Origin of the sequence: Paractinoplanes deccanensis, from assembly GCF_016862115.1 — a bacterium.
In the GTDB taxonomy this organism is placed as follows: Bacteria; Actinomycetota; Actinomycetes; order Mycobacteriales; family Micromonosporaceae; genus Actinoplanes; species Actinoplanes deccanensis.
Genome location: NZ_BOMI01000072.1, coordinates 1 through 23,857, shown reverse-complemented (window position 1 = coordinate 23,857; position 23,857 = coordinate 1). Strand labels below are relative to the sequence as shown.

Here is a 23,857-nt window from a genome sequence, read left to right as displayed (position 1 = left end):
CAGGTTGTCGAGTTTGCCAATGGCTGAGGCGTACGAGCTCCCGCTGCTGTTGTTCGCCGGCTTCCGCGCCCTCATCGACGAGCTGCACGCCGAGCTCGCCCGCCGCGGCCATCCCGACGTGCGCCCCGCGTACGGCTTCGCCATGCAGGCCATCGGGCCCCGTGGCGCCTCCGCCAGCGAGATCGGGCGCCGCCTCGGCGTCTCCAAACAGGCCGCGGGCAAGACCGTCGACCGGCTGGCGGCCCTCGGCTACGTCGAACGCGTCGACGACCCCGCCGACGCCCGGCGCAAACTGATCCGGCTCACCCCACGCGGCATCGACTCGCTGACCCAGTCCGCGGAGATCTTCGAGATCCTCCGCACCCGCTGGGTCGCCAAGCTGGGCGCCGGCCGCGTGGAAACCATCGAGTCGTCCCTGCGTGCGGTCGTCCCCGGCCCGAATTATCCGGTGGACGTCCCCGGCTGGTTCGGAATACTGGCCGGATGATCGAGAAGTTCAACCCCCCGACCGTCCACGAGCCGCCCGGCTACACCCACGTCACCATCACCCCCGCCGGCCGCTTGGCGCACTTCGCCGGCCAATGCCCCCTCAACCTGGAAGGCGAGGTCGTCGGGCAGCCCGGAGACTACGACGCCCAAACCGACCAGGTGATCGCCAACTGCCTGGCCGTCCTCGAGTCCGCCGGCGCGAAGCCCGACCAGGTGGTGCGCTCGGTCATCTACGTGGTGAGCCCGTCCAGCGAGGTCCTGGCCGCCGTCTGGCAGCGCCTCAACGACTCGCCGCTGGCGCCGGCCTTCACGACGGCCTCGACCCTGCTTGGGGTGGCTGCTTTGGGCTTTCGCGGGCAGCTTGTCGAGGTGGACTTGACCGCCGCGCTCGACTAGGCCGAGGCCGGACTGGCCGCCGAAGCACCTCGCCGCCGGGAGCCGGCCCGCAGACGCGCCCCGCCGCCCCCACCAGAGCCCGTCCCCAACCAGAGCCCGCCCTCCCAAGGGGCCCCCACCAGCAAGGAGCCATTCTCGCTGAATTCGCGAGTTCGCGCGCAATCCCCTGTGGACAAGCCGCACTGTGGACAACCTCCCGAACCGCATTGGATCGCGTAAGACAAAGGCCCGGTCGGGCACCTCAGCGGAGCGCGGCGGCGAGCACGGGCAGCAACACCAGCTCAACGGCGGCAGAGGAGGACGACGGCGGTGCGGGGCGGTGCCGACGCGGCGCGGTGCAGTGGCGGCGCGTGGCGGTGCGGGCCATGGCGATGCGGGCGGCGCAGGCCGTGGCGGTGCGAGCGGCGCAGACCCCTAGCGGTGCGAGCGGCGCGGGGCCATGGCGGTGCGGGGCGGTCGCCCAGCGGGGCCGTGGCGGCGCGGTGCGGGAGCGGTCCGTGGCGGCGCGTGGCGGTGCGAGGCCGTGGTGGTGCGGGGCCGTGCCGGCGCGGGCGGCGTGGGACGGTGGCGGCGCAGGGCGGCGTGAGGCGGTAGCGGGTGCGAGCCTAGGTTGCGGGCGCGGGATGTAGGCGCCCATGCAGTTCGGGCACGGGTGCTGCACAACAGCGGTCAGCAACGACGGCCATTCCGGCCGGCGGCGGGGCGCGAGAGCGTCGCGGCTTGACGGTGCGGGCCCGTCGACCGTCGCAGCCGCCGGTCCCGAGAGTTCGACAGCAGAGCGCGCGGACAGCCGTTGCGGCACGGGGCGACCGCGCCGCTCAGCTGAAGAACGACGCCAGCCCCACGCCCATGCACGTCAGCAGCACCGGAGCCAGGCACGCGATGGCGCCCACGATCGGGGTGCGGTCGACGGGCTCGTCGCCGCCGCCCCAGACGAAGCCGATCGTTGCCCAGCCCAGGCCGAAGGCGACCAGCGGCATGCTCAGGCCGCACAGCAGGGCGTAATTGGGCACCGAGCCGGGGGAGGCGACCAGGTACAGCGCAATCTGCACGATCAGCACGACCACCGCGAACGGTCCGTACACCAGCAGGTTGCGCGTCCACGGGCGCCACTCGCGGCTCGGCGCGGGGCCGGTCAGCAGGGCCTCCGCCGTGTCCGCCGTCTGCCGTGCCTGGCGCAGCGCGGCCAACGCCGCCGAGGGGCCGCCGGCCACGGCCTGGGTGGCCACGTTCAGGTCCGCCTGGGTCGGTCTCAGTTCGGTCAGCGGTACGCCGAGCTCGCCGCCCAGGCGCGCCTCCTGCTGGGCGAGCTGTGCCCGTACGGCCGAAAGCTCCTGCCTCGCGGTCGTGGCCGCCGCCTGGTGCTCTCCCGCGGCGGCGCTCGCGGCGCGGCGGACGGCGTCGAGGCGTTGCGCGGCGGCGAGGTAGTCGGCCCACGGGCCCGGGGCGGGCGGGGACGACTGGGCCGGGATCGCGTTGGTCTGCTGGTCGGTCACGGTTCGTCACCCTCCGGCGCGAGGAAGGGCACGAGCGTCACCGTACGGTCGGCGTGCCGGTCGTGCAGCAGCGCTCGGTTGGGGCGGGGCTGCCACTCCAGCGGGCGGCCCACCATCGCCGCCACCTCGGCGCCCGGCACGTTGAGGAACAGCATGCCGGCCACCCCCGCGCCCTCGGTCGCCTCGGCGAACCGGCGCGGGTCGCGCCACCAGGACAGCAGGTGAGCGCCGCGACCCGGGCCGTCGCGTAGCAGCGCCTCGAGCCCGCGCAGGCCGCCGGGCGGGGTCGCGTCCATGCCGAAAACCACCCGATAGCCGGGCCGTTGCGGGTCGAGCTCCTCGGCCAGGCCGGCCGCGTCGACCACCACGACCTCCTGCCGGTGCCCGATCTCGGCGGCCAAGGCCTCGGCGAGCCGGTCGCCCTCCGCGACCAGAGAGGCGATCACAAACCTGGTGGTACGGGGCTGATGGCACGCGGCGACGCTGCGGGCGGCCGCGTCGAGCACCTCGGAGCCGGACGCCTGCGTACCGAAAATGGCCAAATGGCGGCCCGGGGACGCGTCGAACGGGAACGCGGCGGTGGAGAGGTTGACGTCGAGCGCGCGGCCGACCAGCGCCGCCGGCCGGGCAGCGCGCCCGGCGAGCGCCGACCGGTAGGTGGGGTCGTCGGCGAGATGCTGCGACGCGTAGCCGGCGAAGACCCGTGGCGGCTGCGTCTCGGGGTTGCGGGCGCCCCACAGCTTGTGCCGAAGGTCGCTCAGCAGCTCCTCGTCCGCGTGCGGGTCGGGGAAACGCACCATCCGTTCGTGACCCCGGGTCGCGCCGCGCGGGCCGCCCAGGCCGCCGGCCGTGTTGACCACCGCGGTGCCCAGCGGCAGGCCGGCCGCCGAATCGTTAGCCGGCTCCAGAACGTCGCCGCCGCCCGGCAGCGCGATGCGCACCGGGAACTGCCCGAAGAAGTCGCGCGGGCCCTGGAGCAGCATGTTTTGGCTGGCCAGGATCAGGTGGATGCCGCATGAACGGCCGGTGCGCGCCAGCGAGTCGAGCAGCGCGGCCGCCTCGGTCGCCACCGGGTCGGCGCCGCCGAGCAGCACCGGGAACTCGTCGATGACGCACAGGATGCGAGGCAGCGGACGGTTGCGGCCCTCCTCGGCGGCCGCGGCCCGTAGCTCGGCGAAACGGGCCACACCCGCGCGTTCGTACGCCACCGAACGCCTTGCCATCTCGGCGTCGAGCTCGCGGAGCACCGCCAGGCCGTACTCCCGATCGGCCTCGACGCCGACGGCGCGCGCGTGCGGCAGCCAGGTGCGGTCGCGCCGGGTCGGCACGAACTCGGCGAAGGTCACGCCCTCCTTGAAGTCGAGCAGGTAGAGGGCCAGCTCGCCCGGGCTGTAGCGGGCGCCGAGACCGTACAGGACATTGACCAGGAACGCCGTCTTGCCGGCGCCGGAACGCCCGCCGACCATCCAGTGTGGGGTGAGGTCGTTGAAGCGCAGGATCAACGGGGTGTCGCCGTCGTGGCCGACGACAGTGCTCAGGCCCTCGGCGGCGTCGCCGGCCCACATCTCGTCGGCGGTCTCGGGCAGCAGGTCGGCCAGCGTCACATGGGACGCGGCGGCCGAGTGCGCGACCAGCTCACGGCAGACGGCCTCGACCAGATGGGGCGGCGGGTCGTCGTCGAGGAAGACGGGGGCGTTCAGCCAGGAGACGTGGGGATTCGAGCCGTACGTCGCCCCGGGCGGGTCGCCGATCACCGCGTACGGATTGCGTACGGAGATCATGGTCGTCCTCGGCAGCGGCGCCTGAGTGGTCTCCGCGGTGAGGGGCGGCGGCGGCCACCCGGCGACGATCAGGTGCAGCCCCGAGTCGGGACCCTGCTGAGCGAGCGCGGCGATGCGGCGCAGCTCCTCGCCCTCGGTCATCTCGGGCAGGCTGGCGATGACGACAAGCATCATCCGGTCGCGGCGGCTCCGGCGCGGAGCGACGCCACGGCCCGGGCGCAGCCACTTCTCGGCCTCGGCGAGCACGTCCCGCAGCCCCTGCCGGTCGGTGGCCGGCGGCGACATCAGCCCCGCGTCCCGCAGGTCGGCGAACGGGGCGAAGACCTCACCGGCGCCGACACCGTCGACGGCCCGCACCAGAAGAGACCCGGCCGGCGCGGCGGCGAGCAGCCGCACCAAAATCGACCGCAGCAGCCCGAACACCCGCGAGTCGGTGGCGGTGGCGTCGATCGTCAGATGACCCGTGCCGAGAAGCGGGACCAGAGCGGGAAAACGAGCATCGTCGAGCGGCTGAGCCACCCCGAGCCGCACGAACTGGGGCGGAAAGACCCCGCCGAGCGGAGTGTTCAGCGACTGGGCCTCCAGCGGCGCCCCGAGCCACCCCGGAGCGAGGGCCGCCGCGGCCACCCGCAGGTCCTCGACGAGCCGATGCTGCTCGAGCGGATCGGGCGTAGCCGGCCCGTCACCGTCGAGCACGGTCGCCGCGGCCTCCGCGATCGCCGCCGCCTGCCGGTGCAAAGCGGCAGCCTGATGGACCCGCGAAACCGAATCCGCCACCGCCCTCACCTCCTGTGTGCGCGGATAAAACTTATCCCAGAGCGACCCGGGCATCGCGTTCCCGGGTAGCCCGAAGCCTCCCGAGTCGCGACCGATTGGCCGGGCTTGTGCCACTGGGTAGCCGCGCGGGCGGATACGGGTGACGAGGCACTACTGTCGTATGTGTGCAGCCGCAGGACCCCGCGACGAGCCCCGTGCCGCAAGCCGACGTGCCCCAGCAGCCCGCCGGCGGTGCCGTAACGGGCGCGGGCGCCGCGCTGGGCGAGGCAGCGGCGCCGGAGGCCCCGGCAAAGCCGAAGAAGCCCCGCAACCCACGCCGCCGTTTGTGGCTCGCGGTCGCGGCGGGGGTGCTGGCCCTGCTGTGCATGGGCGGCGTCGGCGTGGCGGTCCTCCTCTACGACGAGGAAACCAAGATCGACCGAGCTGAACCAGACGCCGTTGTGGACAACTTCCTTCGTGCCTACCTCGTCAATCGTGACGATGAGAGGGCGTCCCTCTACCAGTGCAAATCCGGGGGAGACCTCCAGCCCTTGGCCGATTACCGCGCAGACATCGTTGCCCGTGAGAAGCAGTTCTCCGTAGCGATCCGAGTCAGCTGGGCTACGTTCGTTGTTCAGTCGAACGGCGCCAATGGCGAAGTGAGCACGGATCTGGTCAAGACCGCGTCCGACAAATCGGGCCGGGTGAGTGAGTCGTGGCGTTTCGGCGTCGTGGACGAGGACGGTTGGCGTGTCTGTAGCGCCAGCAAGGTGGGCTAGAGCTACTCGAGCCACAACATGTGCACCGGGACCTCTAGAGTCCGCGGTACACGGCCACTCCAGGACCACCGATACCACTCCAGTTCGGTCGTCACTCGCACGCAGATGTCGCCGTCGTTGTTGGTGTGCATCTCCGTGACCGCGCGGAGATCGCGCTGCTCCTCACCGGCTTCCAGCATCCGAACGACTCGCAGGCCCGTGAGCCGCGGCGCGTCCAGCGCCTTGACGGGGCTGCGCCGCGACGGCTCGTCCAGCGACACCAGCTTCGACGTCAGATCGTCCGTTCCCGTGGTCAGCCCGCCGATCCCGAAGTCCTCGACCCAGACGCGCTCGACCGGGATCAGCGGCGCGAAAACCTCGGTCTGCTCGGCCTCCGCCCGGTACCACTCGCCCTCCTGCATGACCGGCACATAGGTACGGCTGCCCTGGACGACCTTCTCGTCCGCTCGGAGGTCGCCCCGCCAGCCGTGGCCGGGCAGCCCGATCAGGACCCGGCGGCCCCTCAGCGCCCCGGTCATGGCGGCGGGCGTGGGCACGATCGGCAGCGGTGCTTCCAGGGAACCGTCGGACATGGCGAAGGGATCGGGCACGGCGCCGCCGGTCATCCCGCACCTCCCAGCATGGCTCCCTGTTGCCGCATGAACTGCACCGGATCGATGGCGCCGGCGCTCGACCGGTCGTTGTTGAGGTGGACCTCGTAGTGCAGGTGAGGGCCGGAGGAGTTACCGCTCGACCCGACGCGACCGATGATCTCTCCAGCCGTCACTTCCTGGCCCTCCCTGACGAACGGTCGCTGCACCATGTGGCAGTACCGCGTCATCACGTTGCCGGCGTGCTGGATCTCCACCATCCAGCCACATCCGCCCTTACCCGGATAGCCGTCGGTGTTGCACGTGCGGCGTCCCTTGTGGTCCTCGTCGCACTTGACCATCGAGACGATGCCGCTCGCGGCCGCGGCGATCGGCGCGTACTTGCCGATGATGAGGTCCACGCCCTGGTGATCGGGACGCGACGCGCTGCGGAAGCCCGATCCCACCACCGCGTTCACCGGATTGGTCCAGCCTGAGGCGGCGATCTGACCGGCCGAGGCGCAGACCATGGCGAGGGAGCTGCCCACCGCGTTCGCCGCGCCGTCCGCCAACTGGTTCACGATCTGGGTCGCGAGCGGCTCGTGCTTCGCGTACGCGTCGGGGTAGGCGCTGATCTGCACCTTCTGGGCGGCCTCGGTGAGCGCCATCTTGTCCCAGCCGGGGATCGTCTGGAGCTTCTGGTAGAACTTCGTCGCCGCATAGGTCGGGTCCATGACCTGCGCCGGCGTGCCCCACCCGCTGCTGGGCCGCTGCTGGAAGAGGCCCAGCGAGTCGTGATCGTTCCGTGCGCCGAGATTGCCGAGGTTGGTGAGGCGGGACTCCTGCATGGCCGTGGCAACCGCGATGACCCAGGCCCGGGGAGGCATCTTCAGGTCGGCGCCCACGTTGATGATGATCGCCGCGTTCCGCATCTGCGTCGCTCCGTAGGGCCGGACCCGGGGGAGCTTCGAATCGGGGTCGACCGGTCCGCCCTTCCCGCAGCCCATCGCGACGTTCAACTTGTCGCCCTCGTCGGTGAGCCCGCCGACCAGCAGGGCGGTGACGCTGCCTCCGCAGCACAGCAATGCGAGCGTCGCCACGAGAGCGACGAGAAGAACGATTTTTCGACGTCGCGGGACGCTCACGCCGATTCCCAATCGATGCCGTCGACGAGCCAGTGGCCGTCCGGCGAGATCAGGCGCAGGGTCAGCTTGCCGGTGTCCATCGTGACGACCGCGCTGACGACGGTGGCGCTCACCGGCACCAGGCTGGGGCGTCCGATGACCCGGTCCGCCGGCACGCCGGCGGGATCGACACCGCTGAGCTCGTTGGCCAGCTTCTTGGTCGAGTTCGGCAGCAGCTGATCCCGCCACGCCTTCGGAGTGATGTTCTGGTGATCGGCCCAGGCCGACGCGAAGGCGTAGGCCACGGCCTCCGGCTGAGCCCGTCCGGGACTGGTCGACGGGCTCGGCGGGGGTGCCGTATCGACGATGCTGTCGTTCTCGGACGGGTCGATGCTCACCGCGGGCGCGGGCGATCCCGTGCCCAGCGACGGACCGGACGGGTCGTCGTCATCGCCCGAGAACAACCGGCCGAGTCCGACGATGGCCAGCACGATGACCGCGAGAACGATGGCGACGCCCCACCGCGACCGGAAGATCCTGTTGAGGCCGAGTTCGAGAGTCCGGGGCATGGGTCACTTCGCCTCGGAGCGCACCCGGGGTGTCGCCGGCGGCGCCGGCTCCGGCGTGGTGTCGCCGGTCTCCGGCCGGTAGATGGCGAAGGACGCCGGGCGCTCGCTCACATCCGGTTCGGTCCACGTCGATCCGGTGCGGGAGCGCGTGGCCGGAGCCGTCTCCTTCTTGCCTCCGCCGCCGGAGTCCTGCGCTGTCGTGGGGGCCTCGGCGGCGTCGCGCACCGACTCGTTGCCGTCGGGCCGCGTCGGACCGCCTCCGCGTTTTCCACCGCCGGCAATAGTGGTAGCCAGCTCGCCGCGGCTTGCGGCCGAATGCGCCGGATCTTCCAGCCGAGCCTCGGGTCGCAGGTTGCTCTGGTCGACGTAGACCGTGCGCCCGTCCTTTCCGACCACCTGCCGTCCCTCGCCGGCGTCGGCGGCCTCGGTCTTCGCCGCCTCCCGCATGTCGCGGAAGAAGTTCCGGTGCCACGAGCCCGTGGCGATGGTGCGTGCGCCGTCCTTGCCGCCGAGCTGGGTGATCCGGCGATAGGGCCGCAGGAGCAGCCACCCGGCGACACCGCACAACCAGACCAGCACCACTTGCAGCCAGCCCGGAAGGCTGACGGTGCTCATGATCATGTCGACGGCGAACAGATAGATGGCGGCGCCCGTGCCGAAGATGAGGATGTTGAACACCGCGGCCACAACGGCGTTGCCGAGCCGCTTGATGCCCGCGCTCGCAGGGCGTAGCAGGCCTATGGTGCCCAGGATGGGAGCGGCGATCACGGCCCATCGGAAGACGAGGAACCCGAGCAGCACCAACACGGACGCCGTGAGGTCGAACATCGCGAACAGGACCGCCGCCAGCACCGCGATGAACCCGGCACCGATGCGATCCATACCGTTGACGCCCTGGAGGTACTCATAGGCTTCCGGGTCTTCCGTCTTGATCTGCTCGGCGACCCGCTCCCATTGCTCTTTCTTGCCATCCAGAACCCCGTCGCGGGTCGCGGGATTCTCGCGAATTCGCTGTGCTTCATCCCACGTCAGGGATCGCGCGTCGTAGAGAGCCGCTCCATACTTCTGGGCCGTCTCGCTGTCTGCCGAACCAAGTAGCCCGCGCAGCCAGTTGCGGTAGAGCATGGTTTCCGTAACCGTGTCGCTCGCTCGGACAGCCGGAGGGCGGTTGTCCTTGCAAGCGTCACCGCCAAGTGCGCAGCCCGCCGGAGGCTCGTCCGGTCGCGGGCCCACCGCCTCGTGCACGACGCCAAGCGTGTTGATCAGCGTTCCGTCAGCGATGTTCGCCGAGCGAACCGGCCAGGCCGCAATAGCCGTTACGGCCACCATGACGAGAATCGCCCAGCCCGCGGTGGTCGTAGCGGCTCCCATCTCGGCCTGCCTCGACCGCCAGATGAGATAGATGCCAACGACGGCCAGCGTGATGACGCCGAAGACGCTGAAGACCTTCTCGTAAACAGCCTTCGTTGCCTGATCGACCAGAGGGTCTGCCCAGCCCCACAGAGCTTGCGGGTCCCAGGCTCTTTCGCGCAGAGCATTGGAAGCACCGATGACAGCAGTTGCGATCATGAATTCGCCGTTGGCGATAGTCGTCTCGAACTTGAAGTCGGGGTCGACTAATGTCGAGGCGCAACCGCTGTCCAGATCGTAAGTCGTGTAGCTGTATCCGGCATATCCGTAATCGCTGTAGAGGCCGGGAAAACTGGTCTTCGCGTCCTCGGTCTTAGGCCGTTCAGCGAACCATCCGGCGAGGCCCGAGTCCGGCGTGCTGGGAGTCGGCGCGTTCAGACATTGCGCACGAGTGGTTCCGACCTCCGTGAGTCGGTCGACGCATCCAGGGATGTCCTGCTGCCACTCCTCAACGCTGCACGCGCCCCCCGGAGCCTTGGCCGGCACCGCCGGAGCCGCCGACGCCGCCGGCGGGGCCACCGCCCACACGATCGACGCCACGACAACGACGAACATCGTCATCAGCAGCGCCAATCCCCGCCGCACCATCTCAAGCCTCCAGGTCGGACGGCGACATCGGAATGGCCGTCGGCGGCGCCTTCGCGGCCGTCGGCGTCGTGTCGAGGTGCTCGAGCAGACCCTCAACGTAGGACACGTCGACACGGACCTTCTGCACCCGGCCGTCCACGTCCCGCATCACGAACTCACGGAAGCCGAGCCGCGTAGACGACGACGTGTCCACTTGGGACAGGGACGCCAGCGTCGCCTCGTAGCCGTCGTGCACCGGGACGCGGAGCAGGCGCAGCGCCTCCGACGCGATCTCCTGGTCCTCCGCGATGCGGCCGACGAAGACCGTCGACACCAGGTTCTGCACGTCAAGGCCGAGGATGTCGCGCGGGTTCTGCGAGGCCACCAGCGCCGCCAGGTTCCACTTCCGGGAGTCGCGCGCCAGCCGTACGAGGAAGGACCGGCCGGACCGCCAGCCCTCCATGAAGTGCGCCTCGTCCAGGCCCACCATCTTGCGCGACGACATCGACCCGCCGTAGCACCGCCGCACCGCCAGGCGATGGGCCGTGTGCAGCATCGGCAGGGCCAGCGACTCCTCCGCCGACCAGTACTCGCGCTCGATCTTCAGGTCGGGCAGGCGCAGGCCGGCCATCGTGATCACCGTGAGCGCCGCGTCCGCGCCGAGCAGGTGCTGCGGGGGCGAGCCGAAGAACAGCAGCGCCAACGGCATCTCCGCCGTGTCCAGGAGCAGGTTCGCCAGCTCCTTGCCCTCGTCGTCGTCCAGGCCCTGGAGGGTGCGGACGACGTCGTCGAGCGTTGACGACTCCTCGGCCGGCACCTGGCGCACCGCGTGCCTGAGCAGCGTCGCCGTCGACGCCTCCTTGGCGACCTGCGGCGGCACCAGCATCGAGCAGATGTCCTGCACCAGCATGCGGCGCTCGGCCCGGGCGTTGGAGACCGCGATCTCGTATTCGCGGTCGCCGGCCGGCCCGGTCGCGAACTCGGAGCGCACCGGGGTGGGGATCAGCGCGTACGGCGCGAGGGTGCCCTGTTCAGAACCGGTCAGGTTCAACACCCGGCTGTACGGGCGGAGCTCCGGCATCTGGCACAGCCGGGCGAGCGGGCCGGACGGGTCGAGGAGGGTCACCTGGACGCCGCGCCGGGCGTTCAGGTAGCCGAGCGCACCCATCAGCGTCGACTTGCCACCGCCGGGCTCCGCGACGAACACGCCGAGGCCGGACCGTTCGCGTACCTCCATGGGGAAGTGCAGGTCGAGGAAGACCGGCCGCCGGCAGGTGCCCGCCGTGCGCCCGATCAGGTCGCCGCGCCGGTCGCCGACCGTGGACGCCGCCTGGGGCAGGGCCGCGGCCAGCAGCTTCACCGGCATCCGCCGGACGTATCCGGTGTTGGCGATCGGCTCGCCGGGGATGAACTCGCGGGCCAGCTGGTCCTGGTTCTTCGGGTGCTGCAGCGAGATCCGCATCTCGCGGGAGTAGAGCTGGATGAGCCGCCGGGCCCTCTCCAGGCACTCCTCGCGGGTGGCGCCGCCGACCGCGATGCGGTGCCAGCCGTGCGCGCGGGCCGATTCGACCGGCAGGCCCGTGGTCATCTCGTCGCCGATCACCAGGGCGCGCTTGGCGAGGCGCTCCAGCTCGGGCGGCGCGTCGATGCCGTGCTCGGCGTAGTCGAGCTGCTGCGAGCGGATCATGCGGAGCCGGTGCTCGAGGTTCTTGAACGAGCTGCCGGAGCCGAGGATGTCGATGCGCGAGGAGATCTCCATGGGCCACGGCAGCCGCTCGTGGAAGTGCAGCCACGGCTCGTGCTTCTCGGGGATCTCCAGCGGTTCCATGCGGCCGACGGAGAGGACGGCCACGTGCCTTTCCTCGCCGGTCATGCGGTTCACCAGCTTGACCGTGGAGCCGTACGGCGTGCGGTAGCGCTCCACCTGCTCGGTCAGGGCCAGCAGGTCACCGGTGTCCCACTGCCCGTTGGTGACGGGCGAGAGCGGCCCGGGCGGCGACATGCACAGCGCGACCGAGCGGAACAGCAGCCATTCCAGCTCCTGCGGGGTGACGCGGCGCCCACGCATGCCGAATGCATTGAGAACCTCGTCGAACTGTTCCACGGTGCGGCCGAGTTTGCGCCGCTCGCTGTCCGAGGTGCCCCGGCCGAAGATCCGCAGGATGCGCTCGGAGAACGTGTCGCCCAGCGAGCGCCGCGCGAAGGTGACGCCCAGGTAGGTCTGCCCTTCGGCGTGGTTCACCGAGAGCAGGTGCCGCTGGGCGGCGACGAGGTGATCCGACCAGGAGGTGCCGCCGCGCACGTCGGGCAGCGGCTTCGCGGTGAACGAGTCGACAGTGCGCGCCCACTCGTCCGCAGGGAAGGGCCGGTTGGTGCGGCGCAGGTGCAGCCGGAAGCCGGCCAGGCCCGCGTACTGCTCGGAGATGGCGCTGAGCAGCGCCTCGCGCTCGGCGTCGGGCCGGAAGGCCCATCGCACCTCGGGCAGGTAGTACCAGGCGGTGACCGTGCTCTGCGTGAAGGTCAGGTGGCCGGCGATCTCGCTGATCTCCAGCTCCATGACCGGGTCGCGGTCGTTAAACTTCAGCTTGTGCGGCCGCAGCGGGACCGGCCGGGCCTCCTTGACCTTCTTCGTGTCCGGCACGACCGGCAGGTTGCGCGGCTCCTTCTTGCGCTTGGCCGGGGACTTCTCCTTGCGCTTGGCGGGCGCCTTCTCCTGGGCGGGCACGGGCAGTGCCGCCGCTTGCGCTTGCTGGTGGTCCGGGTCGTCAGGGGCGTTCTGGCCGTACGCGTCGCCGCGCTCGCGCACCGGCGGAAGGCCGGAGCTGCCGACGGTCTGCCACAGCGGCGGCGTCGACACCGGCGGAGCGGGCACCGGGTCGGTGGCCGGCGCGGGCGGGGCCGCGGTGCCGACCTGCGGTGACGCGGGCCAGTTGTCGAAGTCGGGCCACTCGTCGAGGCCCGGGTCGCCCGTCGCCTCGAAGAAGTCGGCCCGCGGCCCGACCGGCGCCCGGCTGAACGGCGACACCGGCTCCGGCGTGCCCCAGGCCCCCGCCTCACCCTGATCGAAATCGGACGGAGGCGCGGGAACGGGCGGCCCCGCCAGTGGCGCGACGGGCGGCTGCGAGGACGCGGCCCCGCCGGAGACCGGGGGAGAGGAGGGGGGTTGCGCGGAGACCGGCGCCCCGGAGGTCGGCCGTGCGAACGGCGCCCCGGAGGTCGGCTGCGCGAACGGCGCCTCAGGAGCCGGCTGCGCGAGCCGAGCCTCAGGCGTCGGTCCCGCGAAGGGCGCCTCGGAGGCAGGCTGCGCGAACGGCGGTGAAGAGGTGGGCCGCCCTGCGAACGGCGCCCCGGAGGTCGGTCCCGTGCTCGGCGAGGGGGTGGGCCGCGTCGAGAAGGGTGCGCCCGATGTGGGTCCTGCGCTCGGTGGCGAGGAGGTGGGCCGCGTCGAGAACGGCGCTCCCGACGTGGGTCCTGCGCTCGGTGGCGAGGAGGTGGGCCGCCCCGCGAACGGCGCTCCCGACGTGGGTCCTGCGCTCGGTGGCGAAGAGGTGGGCCGCCCCGCGAACGGCGCCCCGGAGGTCGGTCCTGCGCTCGGTGGCGAGGAGGTGGGCCGCGTCGAGAACGGCGCTCCGGACGTGGGTCCTGCGCTCGGTGTCGACGAGGCCGGCCGATCGGAGGCCGGCGGCGCCGGCGAGGGGGTTGCGGCGAAGGGGGGTGACGAGGTCGGCCGTGACGGGAACGGCGGTGCCGAGGACGGCTGTCCCGACACCGGGCGCGCGGACTCCGGCGGTGCGGAGACCGGCCGCGCGGGAGCGGGCGGCGGCGCCGCGGACTCCACCGGGGGCGGGCCGAAGCCGTTGCCCATCGTCGGCGGGTCGTCGAAGTCGAAACCGAAGTCGAAGTCGGCGCCGTCGTCGGGAATCGCCCGAGAATCACTCGCGGGAGTGGCCGGGGCCGGTGCCGCCGCCGCGCCGAAGAGGTCGAGGAACGGGGAATCGATGTCGAGCGAGCTGTCGACCGTCGCGGCGCGTGGGCGCACCGGCTGGGGTGGCTGGAAGACGCCGACCCCGCCGTGGCCCGGCGCGGCGACGAACTCCTCGGCGCTCTCGTCGGGGGAATCTGGCGAAGCGTAGTGGTCCGAACGCACACCGTTACTCTGCATGCCCGGCCGCGGGGAATCCGCGCGGGGATGCCCGGGCGGAACTGGTCCGGTCATGCGCCGGCTCCGTGGGAGCACGCGATAGAACTGGTCATACCAACTCCTCCCGAACCCGGATGCGAGTGGCGACAAGCCTGGGATCGCGTCGCTCGTCGGCTGTCTCGCGGGTGCGGCGCCAGTCGGTGAGCGCGGTGCGCAGGACGACCCGAGCGGGACGGTCCGGGTCGACGTGCCGGAACACGTACGACGTCGTGACCATCGCCAGCGCGATCTCCCAGGCGGGGAACGCGTCGAACTCGAACGTCATCAGGTAGTGCAGCAGCATGAAGAGCGGGACCAGCGCCACGAACATGCCGTACTGCGCGTACGGCAGGTGGATGGGCAGGGTGTATCCCGGGGGGCCAAGGTAGACGAGGCGCGCCCGGTAGATGTCGTCGTCGGTGCGAAGCCGCATCTCAGCTGAAGATCAGATCGATGAGGAAGTCGCCGACGAAGAACAGGGTCGCCGCGCCGGCGATGAAGGCCAGGCCCACGATGGCGATCGCCGAGCTGGTCAGCACCTTGGAGATCTCGCCGCGGCTGGCGCGTCCAATGAAGATCACGCCGAGCACCGCGAGCAGGATCGGCGCGATGTTGCTGGCGAAGAACTTGACGACGCCATTGGTGTCGATGCCCTTGGGTTCGGGCGCGGCGAGCGTAACCTGCTGGAGCACGGCCGCGGCCTGCGTGGCGAGCTCAGTGGCGATCATCGGTAAACCTCCCCGTGCCCGGCTAGGGGGTTTCGGGCACGCTGCAGTTGTGAAGCCTCACGGCAACGCCCATATCGTGCTACTTCCCCACCCTGCGCGTCGAGTGAGCCGTTCGGGCAGTGCCATGCTCGTCTGCTCTCTCCGGTTCCTTCAATGATGCCCAGTTCCGAAGAGTACGGCTCGCACTTCTTGGCTACAAGCGTCTGAACTGTTACGCAAGGTGATGGCGTGCGTGAAAATGAGTCACCATCCATCGTACGCACGTGCGACAACCCCGCTCGCCGTACCCTCGTTGCGTGACGACTCAGCCGACGGAATCGCAGGTCGCGGGCCACCGCCTGATCCATGTGGATCACCCGGTGGTGATGGGGGTCCTCAATGTCACGCCGGACTCGTTCTCGGACGGTGGGAAGTACACGGACGTGGACTCCGCCGTGGAACACGCTCTTGATCTTCGGAGCGCCGGCGCGGACATCGTGGACATCGGCGGCGAGTCGACACGCCCGGGCGCCGGCCGGGTCGACGCGCCGACCGAGATCGCCCGGGTGGTCCCGGTGATCAAGGCGCTGGCCGCCGCCGGCGTCCCGATGAGCATCGACACCACGCGCGCGGCCGTGGCGTCCGCCGCGCTGGAGGCCGGCGCGAGCGTCGTCAACGACGTCTCCGGCGGTCTCGCCGACCCGGGGATGACCCGGGTGGCCGCCGACGCCGGCTGTCCTTTGATCTTGATGCACTGGCGCGGCCACTCGCGGCACATGAATGAATTGGCCGTGTACCAGAACGTGGTCACCGAGGTGCGTGACGAGTTGCTCCAGCGGGTGGACGAGGCGCTCGCCGCCGGAGTCGCGCCCGGACAGATCATTCTCGACCCCGGCCTGGGCTTCGCCAAGACGGCCGAGCACAACTGGGAGCTCAGCGCCCACCTCGACGTGCTCGTGGGCCTCGGCTACCCGCTGCTCTTCGCCGCCAGCCGCAAGACCTACCTGGGCCGCCTGCTCGCCGGGCCGGACGGCGCGCCCCGCCCGGTCGAGCAGCGGGAGGCCGCCACGCTCGCCACCTCCCTTCTGGCGGTCGCCGCGGGCGCGTGGGGCGTGCGCGTGCACGACGTCCGATCCACGGTCGACGCGCTCGCGGTCTGGCGCGCCACGGGATCTCCGCGGCTGCGTACGGCAAGCTAGGGATCATGAACGAGGAGCAGGGGCGGATCGCGCTCAGCGGGCTGCGGGTGCGTGGCCGGCACGGCGTCTTCGACTTCGAGCGCGAGCAGGGCCAGGACTTCGTGATCGACGTACGGCTCGACCTCGATCTGCGCCCGGCCGCCGCCAGCGACGACGTCACCGACACGGTGCACTACGGCGAGCTGGCCGAGCGGCTGGCCGCGATCGTCGCGGGGGAGCCGGTCAACCTGATCGAGACGCTCGCCGACCGGTTGCTCACCGCCTGCCTCGACGACGCGCGGGTCACCGCGGCCGAGGTCACCGTCCACAAGCCGCAGGCGCCGATCCCGCTCGAGTTCGCCGACGTGGCCGTCACGCTGCGCCGGAGCCGCGCATGACCCGCGCCGTCCTCTCGCTCGGCAGCAACCTCGGCGATCGCCATCGGCACCTGCAGCAGGCCGTACGCCTGCTCGGCGACAGCGTCGCGGTGGCGTCCGGCGTCTACGAGACCCCGCCGTGGGGCGACGCCGACCAGCCCGCGTACCTCAATGCCGTGGTCCTGGCCGTGGACCCGAAGGCGGCACCGCACGACTGGCTGGACCGGGCCCGGGCGGCGGAGGCGGCCGCCGGGCGGGTGCGCGACCCGCAGCGGCGGTTCGGCCCCCGCACGCTCGACGTCGACGTGATCGCCGTCTGGGACACCGACGACCGGCCCGTGATCAGCGACGATCCCGAGCTCACGCTGCCGCACCCGCGGGCGCACCTGCGGGCCTTCGTGCTGCGCCCGTGGATCGACATCCAGCCGTACGCGCAGCTGCCTGGTCACGGCCGTCTCACCGATCTGCTGAACGACCCCGCCCTCGCGGACGACCTCGCCGGACTGACCCCGCGCCCCGACCTCCCACTAGAGTCGAACGCGTGAGCAGCAACCCGCAGGCGCCCAAGTCGGACCCGTCGATGCGGCCGACCAGCATCTCCGTGCTCATCGTCGCCGGGCTGGCCGCGGCCGCCCTGGGCTGGCTGCTGCTCAGCTTCTCCTATTCGTCGCTGCCCGAGCTGCCCTGGTCGCCGGTGATCGTGCTGGTCGTGCTCGCCGTCGCCGAGGGCCTGCTGGCGCAGAACACGAGCGCCCGCATCCAGCGCAAGCCCGGCACGATGCCCGTCGATCCGCTGGCCGTCGCCCGCTATGTCGCTCTTGCCAAGGCGTCCTCGCTGGTCGGCGCGATCTCGGCGGGCTTCTCGGCGGGCCTGCTCGCCTGGCTGGCGATGGAGCCCACCCAGGCCGCCCACGACGACCTGCCCAAGGCGGCCGGCGGCGTCGTGGCCGCGCTGGCCCTGGTCGGCGCCGCCCTCTGGCTCGAGCGGGCCTGCCGCGTCCCCGAGCGTCCCGACTCCAAGGACGAGGAAGATTCCGGACTGCGCTGACGACGGGACTGCGCCTTGAACTGAGACCGGTTCCTATCCGTATGCTCTGGGCGCAGGCATGTGACCCCGATCTCGGCGTGCCCACGCGCGAGGACGCGACGCTCGGCTCCCGCGGCGGAAAATCCATGCCCACGGCATATGTGAGGAGGCGCGGCGATGGCGTACGACGAGACGACCTACCGCCGGCAGGCCGATGACCAGCCGACGGATCCCGCCGCCTACCGTGCCAACACGCTCGCGGCGGCCGAGCAGCGCCGCCGTGCCGAGCAGCTGGACGACCCGGGCGACACCACCACCACCGACGTCATGCGCCGGGTCGACGCCGACGAGGACGGCCGCGACCGTCTCGGCATCCACCTGGGCTGGGAGGTCGTGCTGCTGGTCGCCGCCGCGGCGATCGGCTACATGCTCTGGCGTGCCGACTCCGCCGCCTTCCAGCGTCCCGGCCTCGACAACCTGCTCGTCACCGGCGCCGCGATCGGCCTGCTCACCCTCGGCGCCGGGCTGACCCTGCGGGCCGGCGTGCCCAACCTGGCGCTCGGCCCGATCGCGCTGGCCGCCGCCCTGCAATACGCCGAGCAGGGCGATCAGGGCCTGGTCAAGGCGGCCGTCCCGGCGCTGGTGATCGCCGCCGCGGGCGCCGTGGCGATCGCCCTGCTGATCCTCGTGCTGCACGTGCCGGGCTGGGCGGCCACGCTCGCCGCCGGCCTCGGCGTCATCGTCTACGACCAGCTCCGCGTCGCCCCGGTCGTCGTGCAGGGCGACTACGACCCCACCGACCAGGCCTTCTTCCTCTTCGGCGGGTTCGCGCTGCTCGCCGTGCTCGGCGGCGCCCTCGGCACGGTCGGCCCGGTGCGCCGCTGGCTGGGCCGCATGCGCCCGGCCGGCGACCCGGCCGTGCGGCGCGGCGTGGTGGTCGCGGCGCCGGTGATCGGCGCGCTGGTGCTCTCGTCGGTCTTCGCTGTCGCGGCCGGGGTGCTGCTCGCCGCCCAGTCGGCCGGCCCGATCGTGCCGGGCACCGGCCTGGAGTGGACGGGCATCGCGCTCGGCCTGGCCATGCTCGCCGGCACCAGCGCGTACGGTCGGCGCGGCGGGATCTTCGGCACGCTCTTCGCGGTCATCGGGATGACGTTGTTCCTCGACTACCAGACGCGCGAGCGGTTCGACATCGCGCTCTTCGCGATCGCGGCCGCGGTCTTCGGCGGCGGCCTCGTCGTGACCCGCCTGGTCGAGGCGTACGGCCGGCCGCTGCCGGCGACCGCCGAGCCGGAGTGGAACGCGGCACCGGCGACGACCGGCGCCAACTGGTCGCCGGACCTCCCCGAGACCTGGTCGACCACGAGCACCACGACGGGACGCACCGACCGCTGGGACGCGGGTCCCTGGGGGACCACCCGATGATCGCCTTATGCTTGCCCTCATGACCTCTGGAAGCTTCGCCGAGCTGGACGCCCTGCCCACCGAGGAGCTGCGCGAGCGCGCCTTCGCCCTGGCCCGGGAGCGGCGCGACATCAAGTTCTTCTGGACGGTCTTCCGCAACCTGCCCGACGCCGACGAGGCCGCCGAGCTCGACGGCGCGCCCAACTCGATCGGCCCCATCGTCGACGAGGCCGTCGCTCTCTGGCGCGAGTTCGAGGGCCACATCGCGTACGGCGAGCAGGAGCCCCTGCTGCGCGCCGCGTTCATCGACTATCTGCAGAAACACCAGGGCGAGCGCTAGGCATACACCGCCGTCGTTTGAAACCGCGCGGCGGCCGGGAAATAGCGGCGCATGGCTCTCGGTAACCGTTACAAGTCTGCGCCTGGTGCGGGCACCCTCGCCGCGCTCATATTGGTGCTCGTCTTCGGCAGCCCCTGGTATGCCGACTGGGCGAGCGACAACGCCGATCCCAACACCGCCGGCGGGTGGTTCCTCAACCTGCTGGCCTGGCCGCGCTGGTCGTTCGACACGACGGACTCGCTGCGCGACATCATCGTCGCCGACCTCAAGGCGATCCTTCTGGTCGTGCTGACCGCCGTCTTCCTCTACCTGCTGCCCGGATCGCAGCTGGCCCGGGCGCGCGGCACGATCAGCCAGTTCTTCTCCGGCTGGGCCGCCTACATCTTCGCCGGCGGCTTCGCCGCGCTGCTCACCACGCTGTTCCTCGCGAACCCGTCGCTGATCAACGCCTTCCGGGCCGCGGGCAACGGCGCCTCGTACGGCCTCTTCGTCGGCTGGATCATCGGGCTCGCGACGCTCGGCGGCTATCGCGGCACCCGATAGCCGCCGCGGCACCGGAGAAAGAAAGTCAGACGGTCTCCCGGGCGGGCGTGTCGAAGATGGCCGACCGGGAGACCGTGCCGACGGGCCGGCCGTCCTCGACGACGACGACCTCGGTCGCGTCCACCGTGAGCATCGCGGCGAGCGCGTCGTAGAGCGTGCCCGTGACCTCCACGGTGGGCCGGTCGCCGGCCTCGAGCCCGTCGGCCGTGCGCAGCGCGTCGCGCACGGGGGTGACCGCCAGCCGGCGGATGCCCCGGTCGGCGCCGACGAAGCTCGCGACCGCCGCCGAGTTGGGGCGGCTGAGCAGTTCGGCCGGCGGAGCGTACTGCTGGAGCCTGCCGCCCTCGGCCAGCACCGCGATGCGGTCGCCGAGCCGCACCGCCTCGTCGATGTCGTGGGTGACCATGACGATCGTCTTGCGGACCGCGGCCTGGAGCTTGAGGAACTCCTCCTGGAGGCGGCCTCGGGCGATCGGGTCGACCGCGGAGAACGGCTCGTCCATCAGCAGCACCAGGGGATCGGCGGCGAGCGCCCGGGCCACGCCGACCCGCTGCCGCTGGCCTCCGGAGAGCTCGTGCGGGTAGCGGTCGCGGTATCGCGCGGGGTCGAGGCCGACCAGGTCCAGCAGCTCGTCGGCGCGCGCCCGGACCCGGGCCCGGTCCCAGCCGAGCAGCTTGGGCACGGTGCCGATGTTCGCGCCGATCTTCTGGTGCGGGAAGAGCCCGACGTTCTGGATCACGTAGCCGATGTGCCGGCGCAGCTCGACCGGGTTGCGCTTCAGGATGTCCTGCCCGTCCAGCAGGATCGTGCCCTTGGTCGGCTCGATCAGCCGGTTGATCATCCGAAGGATCGTCGACTTGCCGCAGCCCGACGGCCCGATCAGCACGGTCAGCTCACCGGCGCGCACCTCGAGGCTGAAGTCGCCCACCGCGACCGTGCCGTCCGGGTAGGTCTTGCCGACGTCCTGGAGTGTGATCGAGGCAGCGCTCCGGGCGGGTCCGCTCTCGGTGATCGCGGTAGCGTCCACGTATGTCCTTCCTGTCGTGGGGCCCGGCGGGCGTCCCGCCGCTGGCCGCACCCGCCGACGACGGGCCGGGGAATCCGTGGTTCTCCTGGCAGTACGTCAAAGACAACTCCGACATCATCCTCGACAAGCTAGGATTTCACGCCGGCATCACGATCGAGACTGTGATCATCGCCCTGCTGGTGGCCGTCCCGCTCGCCGTCCTCGCGTACTGGATCAAACCGCTGACCGGGCCGATTCTCGCACTGTCCGGCATCCTCTACACGATTCCCTCCCTCGCGCTGCTGGCGCTGCTCGCCCCGCTGCTCGGCGCGACGAGCCGGGTGACCGTGCTGATCGCCCTGGTGCTGTACGCCCTGCTGATCCTGGTGCGCAACGCGCTGACCGGCCTCACCCAGGTGCCCGGCGAGGTCCGGGACGCCGCGGCGGGCATGGGGTACGGCCGGTTCGGCCGGCTGTGGCGCGTCGAGCTGCCCCTCGCGCTGCCCGGCATCGTGACCGGCCTGCGGCTGGCGACCGTCTCGACCGTGGCGCTGGTCACCATCGGCTCGATCATCGGCAACGGCGGCCTCGGTGACCTGATCATGGGCGGCTTCTGGAACAACTTCTACAAGGCCGAGATCACCACCGGCACCGTCCTCTGCGTCGCCCTGGCCCTGGTCTTCGACCTGGCACTGATCGGCCTCGGCCGGCTGCTGACGCCGTGGAGCCGGAGGCGGGCCGCATGAGCTACTTCCAGGACGGGCTGACCTGGCTCAACGACCCGCTGAACTGGACCAACCCGGGCGGCCTCATCGACCGGCTCCAGGAACACCTGATCATCAGCTTCTGGGCCGTGCTGATCGGCTGCGTCGTCGGCCTGCCGCTCGGCATCTGGCTCGGCCACCGCGGCCGCGGCGGCGGGGTGGTCATCACGGTCGCCAACCTGACCCGCGCGATCCCCACGCTGGCCCTGCTCACCATCCTGCCGCTCACCGCGCTCGGCTTCGGCAAGCTGCCCGTGATCATCGCGCTCGCCGTCTTCGCGGTGCCGCCGCTGCTGGCGAACGCCTACACCGGGCTCCGGTCGGTCGACCCGGAGACCAAGGACGCGGCGAAGGGCATGGGATTGTCCGGCGGGCAATTGTTGCGCCGGGTGGAGCTGCCCCTCGCCGTCCCCTACCTGGCCGCGGGCCTGCGCACGGCAGCCGTTCAGGTGGTGGCGACCGCCACGCTCGCAACATTTGTGAACGGCGGCGGGCTCGGACAGATCATCACGGCCGGATTCGGGCTCGGCATCAGCGTCGGCGGCGGCCAGATCGTGGCCGGCGGCATCGCTGTGGTGGTCCTCGCACTTCTGGTAGAGGGACTCTTCGCGATCGTGGAACGCCTGGTCACGCCCCGTCCATTGAGGTCGGTGCGGCGCCGCAAGGTGGCCGCGGCCGACCCGGCCGGGTAACGGACCCGCATCTTTCCCAAAAGTTGTCACACCCACCGGGTAGACCTGTCAGGGCAGGTAAACGGGCAACGCACAGCGGCTGCCCGTCGGACACGCGGCACGACCCCATGTCGTGCCGGGACACAGAAGGCGGCAGTGATGCGTCGAAATCTCCTCCTGGCGGCCGCCGCAGCGACGGTTGCCGTTGTCTCGCTCGCCGGCTGCGGCGACGCCGGCTCCTCCGGCACCGAGGCACCCCCGTCCGCGGCCGTGGGCGCCGGGTGCGCGCCCGTCGCCGGTGACGCGCTTGTCGTCCTCGAGGACGACAAGAAGCTTCAGAACACCGACAACGTCATCCCGGCGATCAACAAGAAGGCCTCGTCGCCGCAGATGATCGCGGCGCTCGACAAGGTCTCCGCGGCGCTCGACACCACCAAGCTCATCGCGCTCAACAAGGCGGTCGACATCGACCGCAAGTCCTCCAAGGCCGCGGCCGAGGAGTTCGTGACGGCCAACAACATCACGGCCGGCATCGAGAAGGGTCCCGGCGGCAAGATCACCGTCGGCGCCGGCAACTTCACCGAGAGCGCCACGCTCGGCGAGATCTACGGCCTCGCGCTGACCGCCGCCGGCTACACGGTGACGGTGCAGCAGATCGGCAACCGCGAGCTCTACGAGCCCGCCCTCGAGAAGGGCAGCGTCGCGGTCGTCCCGGAGTACGCGGCCACCCTGGCCACCTTCCTCCAGGGCAAGGTCGACAAGAACGGGCAGGACCCGTCCTCCAACGACCTCGACACCACGGTGAAGAACCTGACCGCGCTCGGCGACAAGGTGGGCCTCGTCTTCGGCAAGCCCGCCGCCGCGCAGGACCAGAACGCGTTCGCGGTGACCACCGCGTTCGCCGACAAGAACGGCCTCAAGACCCTGTCCGACCTGGCCGCCAAGTGCTCCGGCGCGGCGACCGTGCTGGGCGGCCCGGCCGAGTGCCCGCAGCGGCCGAAGTGCCAGCTCGGTCTCTCCGAGGTGTACAACTTCCAGGCCGGCAAGTTCTCCAGCCTGGACGCGGGTGGCCCGCTCACCAAGAGCGCGCTCAAGCAGGGCTCGGTCAGCGTCGGCCTGGTCTTCAGCTCGGACGGCTCGCTCGCCGCGGGCTGACCGGCGCGTCCGGCCAAGTCACCAAATGAGGCACATTCGAGTGTTCAGGTGCCATTTAACAGGTGAGCGCCGGGTTTCTACCTTCTGAAGCCCGGCGCGCGCCCATTTGCCCCGCAGCGTGCCCTGAGTAATATCGGCGGCCATGCCGGAACAGGAAACCGTGGCTGGCCACAGCGCACGTCTGCTCCGCGGCCTCGTCTGGGCGGGCGTGCTGCTCGCCCCGCTGGCCGCGATCGTCGTGCTGCTCGGCGACAGCTCCGGTTCCGTGCGCTTCGCCGTGCTGCTCGTCGCGGCCAGCGTGGTGCTGATCGGCGCCTCGGTGCTGATCCGCGCCGACCCGGTGCTCCAGCGCGCCCACGTCGAGGACCGCGTCGCCGACGAGGTGGCCGTCCTCCGGCGCGAGCTGCGCGCCGAGTTCGCCCAGGCGGCCCCGATGCGCGCGGCCCCGCCGCCCGTCGACGACGCGCCGTTCGACTCCCCGTTCGACGAGGCGTCCTACGACGACTCACCCTTCTTCGCGGACGACCCGATGGCAGCGCCCGGCGACCCGATGACGCCCGCCGACGACCCCT

At 71.3% G+C, this 23,857-nt stretch carries 23 protein-coding genes and 1 pseudogene; 14 read left to right on the top strand and 10 right to left on the bottom strand.

Annotated features, from left to right (window positions below):
* Positions 1-19 precede the first annotated feature (19 nt).
* Positions 20-487: a MarR family winged helix-turn-helix transcriptional regulator gene (locus tag Ade02nite_RS19310; protein ID WP_203765256.1), complete on the top strand. Its 468-nt coding sequence runs from the start codon at positions 20-22 to the stop codon at positions 485-487.
* Positions 484-885, top strand: coding sequence for a RidA family protein (locus tag Ade02nite_RS19305; RefSeq protein ID WP_203765248.1), 402 nt, complete (start codon positions 484-486; stop codon positions 883-885). The genes Ade02nite_RS19310 and Ade02nite_RS19305 overlap by 4 nt, the downstream gene beginning before the upstream one ends.
* Positions 886-1,703: 818 nt before the next feature.
* Here the strand turns inward: Ade02nite_RS19305 and Ade02nite_RS19300 are convergent.
* Both Ade02nite_RS19300 and Ade02nite_RS19295 read right to left on the bottom strand, forming a co-directional pair.
* Entirely contained in the window at positions 1,704-2,381 is a 678-nt protein-coding gene (locus Ade02nite_RS19300; RefSeq protein ID WP_203765246.1) for a hypothetical protein, read from the bottom strand.
* A complete protein-coding gene (locus tag Ade02nite_RS19295) occupies positions 2,378-4,939 on the bottom strand; it encodes an FtsK/SpoIIIE domain-containing protein (RefSeq protein WP_438870990.1) in 2,562 nt (853 codons plus the stop codon). Before Ade02nite_RS19295 ends, Ade02nite_RS19300 begins: the two co-directional genes overlap by 4 nt.
* Positions 4,940-5,103: 164 nt before the next feature.
* On the opposite strand from Ade02nite_RS19295, the gene Ade02nite_RS19290 reads away from it, so the two are divergent.
* A complete protein-coding gene (locus Ade02nite_RS19290) occupies positions 5,104-5,697 on the top strand; it encodes an Rv0361 family membrane protein (protein ID WP_239168878.1) in 594 nt (197 codons plus the stop codon).
* A 2-nt stretch (positions 5,698-5,699) separates the two neighbouring features.
* Here the strand turns inward: Ade02nite_RS19290 and Ade02nite_RS19285 are convergent, their stop codons facing one another.
* The 7 genes from Ade02nite_RS19285 to Ade02nite_RS19250 form a co-directional block, all read right to left on the bottom strand.
* Positions 5,700-6,302 (bottom strand): hypothetical protein, encoded by a 603-nt coding sequence (locus Ade02nite_RS19285; protein ID WP_203765241.1) that lies wholly within the window; start codon positions 6,300-6,302, stop codon positions 5,700-5,702.
* Positions 6,299-7,411: a M23 family metallopeptidase gene (locus Ade02nite_RS19280; protein WP_203765239.1), complete on the bottom strand. Its 1,113-nt coding sequence runs from the start codon at positions 7,409-7,411 to the stop codon at positions 6,299-6,301. Before Ade02nite_RS19280 ends, Ade02nite_RS19285 begins: the two co-directional genes overlap by 4 nt.
* A complete protein-coding gene (locus Ade02nite_RS19275) occupies positions 7,408-7,959 on the bottom strand; it encodes a hypothetical protein (protein ID WP_203765236.1) in 552 nt (183 codons plus the stop codon). The genes Ade02nite_RS19280 and Ade02nite_RS19275 overlap by 4 nt, the downstream gene beginning before the upstream one ends.
* 3 nt (positions 7,960-7,962) lie before the next feature.
* Positions 7,963-9,957, bottom strand: coding sequence for an MFS transporter (locus tag Ade02nite_RS19270; RefSeq protein ID WP_203765233.1), 1,995 nt, complete (start codon positions 9,955-9,957; stop codon positions 7,963-7,965).
* A gap of 1 nt (position 9,958) precedes the next feature.
* Positions 9,959-13,705 (bottom strand): ATP-binding protein, encoded by a 3,747-nt coding sequence (locus Ade02nite_RS19265; protein WP_379036089.1) that lies wholly within the window; start codon positions 13,703-13,705, stop codon positions 9,959-9,961.
* Between the two features lie 481 nt (positions 13,706-14,186).
* On the bottom strand, positions 14,187-14,549 hold the full coding sequence (locus Ade02nite_RS19255; RefSeq protein WP_203765224.1) for a hypothetical protein: 363 nt from the start codon (positions 14,547-14,549) through the stop codon (positions 14,187-14,189).
* Between the two features lies 1 nt (position 14,550).
* Complete coding sequence (locus Ade02nite_RS19250) at positions 14,551-14,844, bottom strand: hypothetical protein (RefSeq protein WP_203765222.1); 294 nt, start codon at positions 14,842-14,844, stop codon at positions 14,551-14,553.
* 365 nt (positions 14,845-15,209) lie between these two features.
* Between Ade02nite_RS19250 and folP the strand changes: the two genes are divergently transcribed.
* The 7 genes from folP to Ade02nite_RS19215 all read left to right on the top strand — a co-directional run bounded on the left by folP (position 15,210) and on the right by Ade02nite_RS19215 (position 19,689).
* Complete coding sequence (folP, locus tag Ade02nite_RS19245; RefSeq protein WP_203765286.1) at positions 15,210-16,022, top strand: dihydropteroate synthase; 813 nt, start codon at positions 15,210-15,212, stop codon at positions 16,020-16,022.
* 5 nt (positions 16,023-16,027) lie between these two features.
* On the top strand, positions 16,028-16,399 hold the full coding sequence (gene folB, locus Ade02nite_RS19240; protein ID WP_203765221.1) for a dihydroneopterin aldolase: 372 nt from the start codon (positions 16,028-16,030) through the stop codon (positions 16,397-16,399).
* Positions 16,396-16,923, top strand: coding sequence for a 2-amino-4-hydroxy-6-hydroxymethyldihydropteridine diphosphokinase (gene folK / locus Ade02nite_RS19235; protein ID WP_203765211.1), 528 nt, complete (start codon positions 16,396-16,398; stop codon positions 16,921-16,923). The genes folB and folK overlap by 4 nt, the downstream gene beginning before the upstream one ends.
* A gap of 35 nt (positions 16,924-16,958) precedes the next feature.
* The gene (locus tag Ade02nite_RS19230; protein WP_203765283.1) at positions 16,959-17,426 is read left to right on the top strand and encodes a DUF3180 domain-containing protein; all 468 of its coding nucleotides are present in this window, start codon (positions 16,959-16,961) and stop codon (positions 17,424-17,426) included.
* A 156-nt stretch (positions 17,427-17,582) separates the two neighbouring features.
* On the top strand, positions 17,583-18,827 hold the full coding sequence (locus tag Ade02nite_RS19225) for an ABC transporter permease (RefSeq protein ID WP_203765209.1): 1,245 nt from the start codon (positions 17,583-17,585) through the stop codon (positions 18,825-18,827).
* Between the two features lie 19 nt (positions 18,828-18,846).
* Complete coding sequence (locus Ade02nite_RS19220; protein ID WP_239168877.1) at positions 18,847-19,146, top strand: hypothetical protein; 300 nt, start codon at positions 18,847-18,849, stop codon at positions 19,144-19,146.
* Between the two features lie 51 nt (positions 19,147-19,197).
* Positions 19,198-19,689 (top strand): hypothetical protein, encoded by a 492-nt coding sequence (locus Ade02nite_RS19215; RefSeq protein WP_203765205.1) that lies wholly within the window; start codon positions 19,198-19,200, stop codon positions 19,687-19,689.
* Between the two features lie 25 nt (positions 19,690-19,714).
* Here Ade02nite_RS19215 and Ade02nite_RS19210 read toward each other — a convergent pair whose 3' ends face one another.
* A complete protein-coding gene (locus tag Ade02nite_RS19210) occupies positions 19,715-20,716 on the bottom strand; it encodes an ABC transporter ATP-binding protein (RefSeq protein WP_203765203.1) in 1,002 nt (333 codons plus the stop codon).
* Between the two features lie 2 nt (positions 20,717-20,718).
* Between Ade02nite_RS19210 and Ade02nite_RS19205 the strand changes: the two genes are divergently transcribed.
* The 4 genes and pseudogenes from Ade02nite_RS19205 to Ade02nite_RS19190 all read left to right on the top strand — a co-directional run.
* Complete coding sequence (locus Ade02nite_RS19205) at positions 20,719-21,441, top strand: ABC transporter permease (RefSeq protein ID WP_203765201.1); 723 nt, start codon at positions 20,719-20,721, stop codon at positions 21,439-21,441.
* Positions 21,438-22,151 carry an ABC transporter permease gene (locus tag Ade02nite_RS19200; RefSeq protein ID WP_203765199.1) on the top strand — a complete coding sequence of 238 codons (714 nt, stop codon included), beginning with the start codon at positions 21,438-21,440 and terminating at the stop codon, positions 22,149-22,151. Before Ade02nite_RS19205 ends, Ade02nite_RS19200 begins: the two co-directional genes overlap by 4 nt.
* 138 nt (positions 22,152-22,289) lie before the next feature.
* Positions 22,290-23,285, top strand: coding sequence for a glycine betaine ABC transporter substrate-binding protein (locus tag Ade02nite_RS19195; protein WP_203765196.1), 996 nt, complete (start codon positions 22,290-22,292; stop codon positions 23,283-23,285).
* Between the two features lie 142 nt (positions 23,286-23,427).
* Positions 23,428-23,857: pseudogene (locus Ade02nite_RS19190) on the top strand (hypothetical protein); the annotation flags it as partial.

Bases quoted from the DNA above. Each gene is read 5' to 3' on its own strand.
- Ade02nite_RS19200 (WP_203765199.1), top strand. From the start codon at position 21,438: ATGAGCTACTTCCAGGACGGGCTGACCTGGCTCAACGACCCGCTGAAC.
- folB (WP_203765221.1), top strand. From the start codon at position 16,028: ATGAACGAGGAGCAGGGGCGGATCGCGCTCAGCGGGCTGCGGGTGCGT.
- Ade02nite_RS19205 (WP_203765201.1), top strand. From the start codon at position 20,719: ATGTCCTTCCTGTCGTGGGGCCCGGCGGGCGTCCCGCCGCTGGCCGCA.
- Ade02nite_RS19230 (WP_203765283.1), top strand. From the start codon at position 16,959: ATGCGGCCGACCAGCATCTCCGTGCTCATCGTCGCCGGGCTGGCCGCG.
- Ade02nite_RS19225 (WP_203765209.1), top strand. From the start codon at position 17,583: ATGGCGTACGACGAGACGACCTACCGCCGGCAGGCCGATGACCAGCCG.
- folP (WP_203765286.1), top strand. From the start codon at position 15,210: ATGGGGGTCCTCAATGTCACGCCGGACTCGTTCTCGGACGGTGGGAAG.
- Ade02nite_RS19285 (WP_203765241.1), bottom strand. From the start codon at position 6,302: ATGACCGGCGGCGCCGTGCCCGATCCCTTCGCCATGTCCGACGGTTCC.
- Ade02nite_RS19305 (WP_203765248.1), top strand. From the start codon at position 484: ATGATCGAGAAGTTCAACCCCCCGACCGTCCACGAGCCGCCCGGCTAC.
- Ade02nite_RS19255 (WP_203765224.1), bottom strand. From the start codon at position 14,549: ATGCGGCTTCGCACCGACGACGACATCTACCGGGCGCGCCTCGTCTAC.
- Ade02nite_RS19215 (WP_203765205.1), top strand. From the start codon at position 19,198: ATGGCTCTCGGTAACCGTTACAAGTCTGCGCCTGGTGCGGGCACCCTC.
- Ade02nite_RS19220 (WP_239168877.1), top strand. From the start codon at position 18,847: ATGACCTCTGGAAGCTTCGCCGAGCTGGACGCCCTGCCCACCGAGGAG.
- Ade02nite_RS19250 (WP_203765222.1), bottom strand. From the start codon at position 14,844: ATGATCGCCACTGAGCTCGCCACGCAGGCCGCGGCCGTGCTCCAGCAG.
- Ade02nite_RS19275 (WP_203765236.1), bottom strand. From the start codon at position 7,959: ATGCCCCGGACTCTCGAACTCGGCCTCAACAGGATCTTCCGGTCGCGG.
- Ade02nite_RS19270 (WP_203765233.1), bottom strand. From the start codon at position 9,957: ATGGTGCGGCGGGGATTGGCGCTGCTGATGACGATGTTCGTCGTTGTC.
- Ade02nite_RS19310 (WP_203765256.1), top strand. From the start codon at position 20: ATGGCTGAGGCGTACGAGCTCCCGCTGCTGTTGTTCGCCGGCTTCCGC.
- Ade02nite_RS19195 (WP_203765196.1), top strand. From the start codon at position 22,290: ATGCGTCGAAATCTCCTCCTGGCGGCCGCCGCAGCGACGGTTGCCGTT.
- folK (WP_203765211.1), top strand. From the start codon at position 16,396: ATGACCCGCGCCGTCCTCTCGCTCGGCAGCAACCTCGGCGATCGCCAT.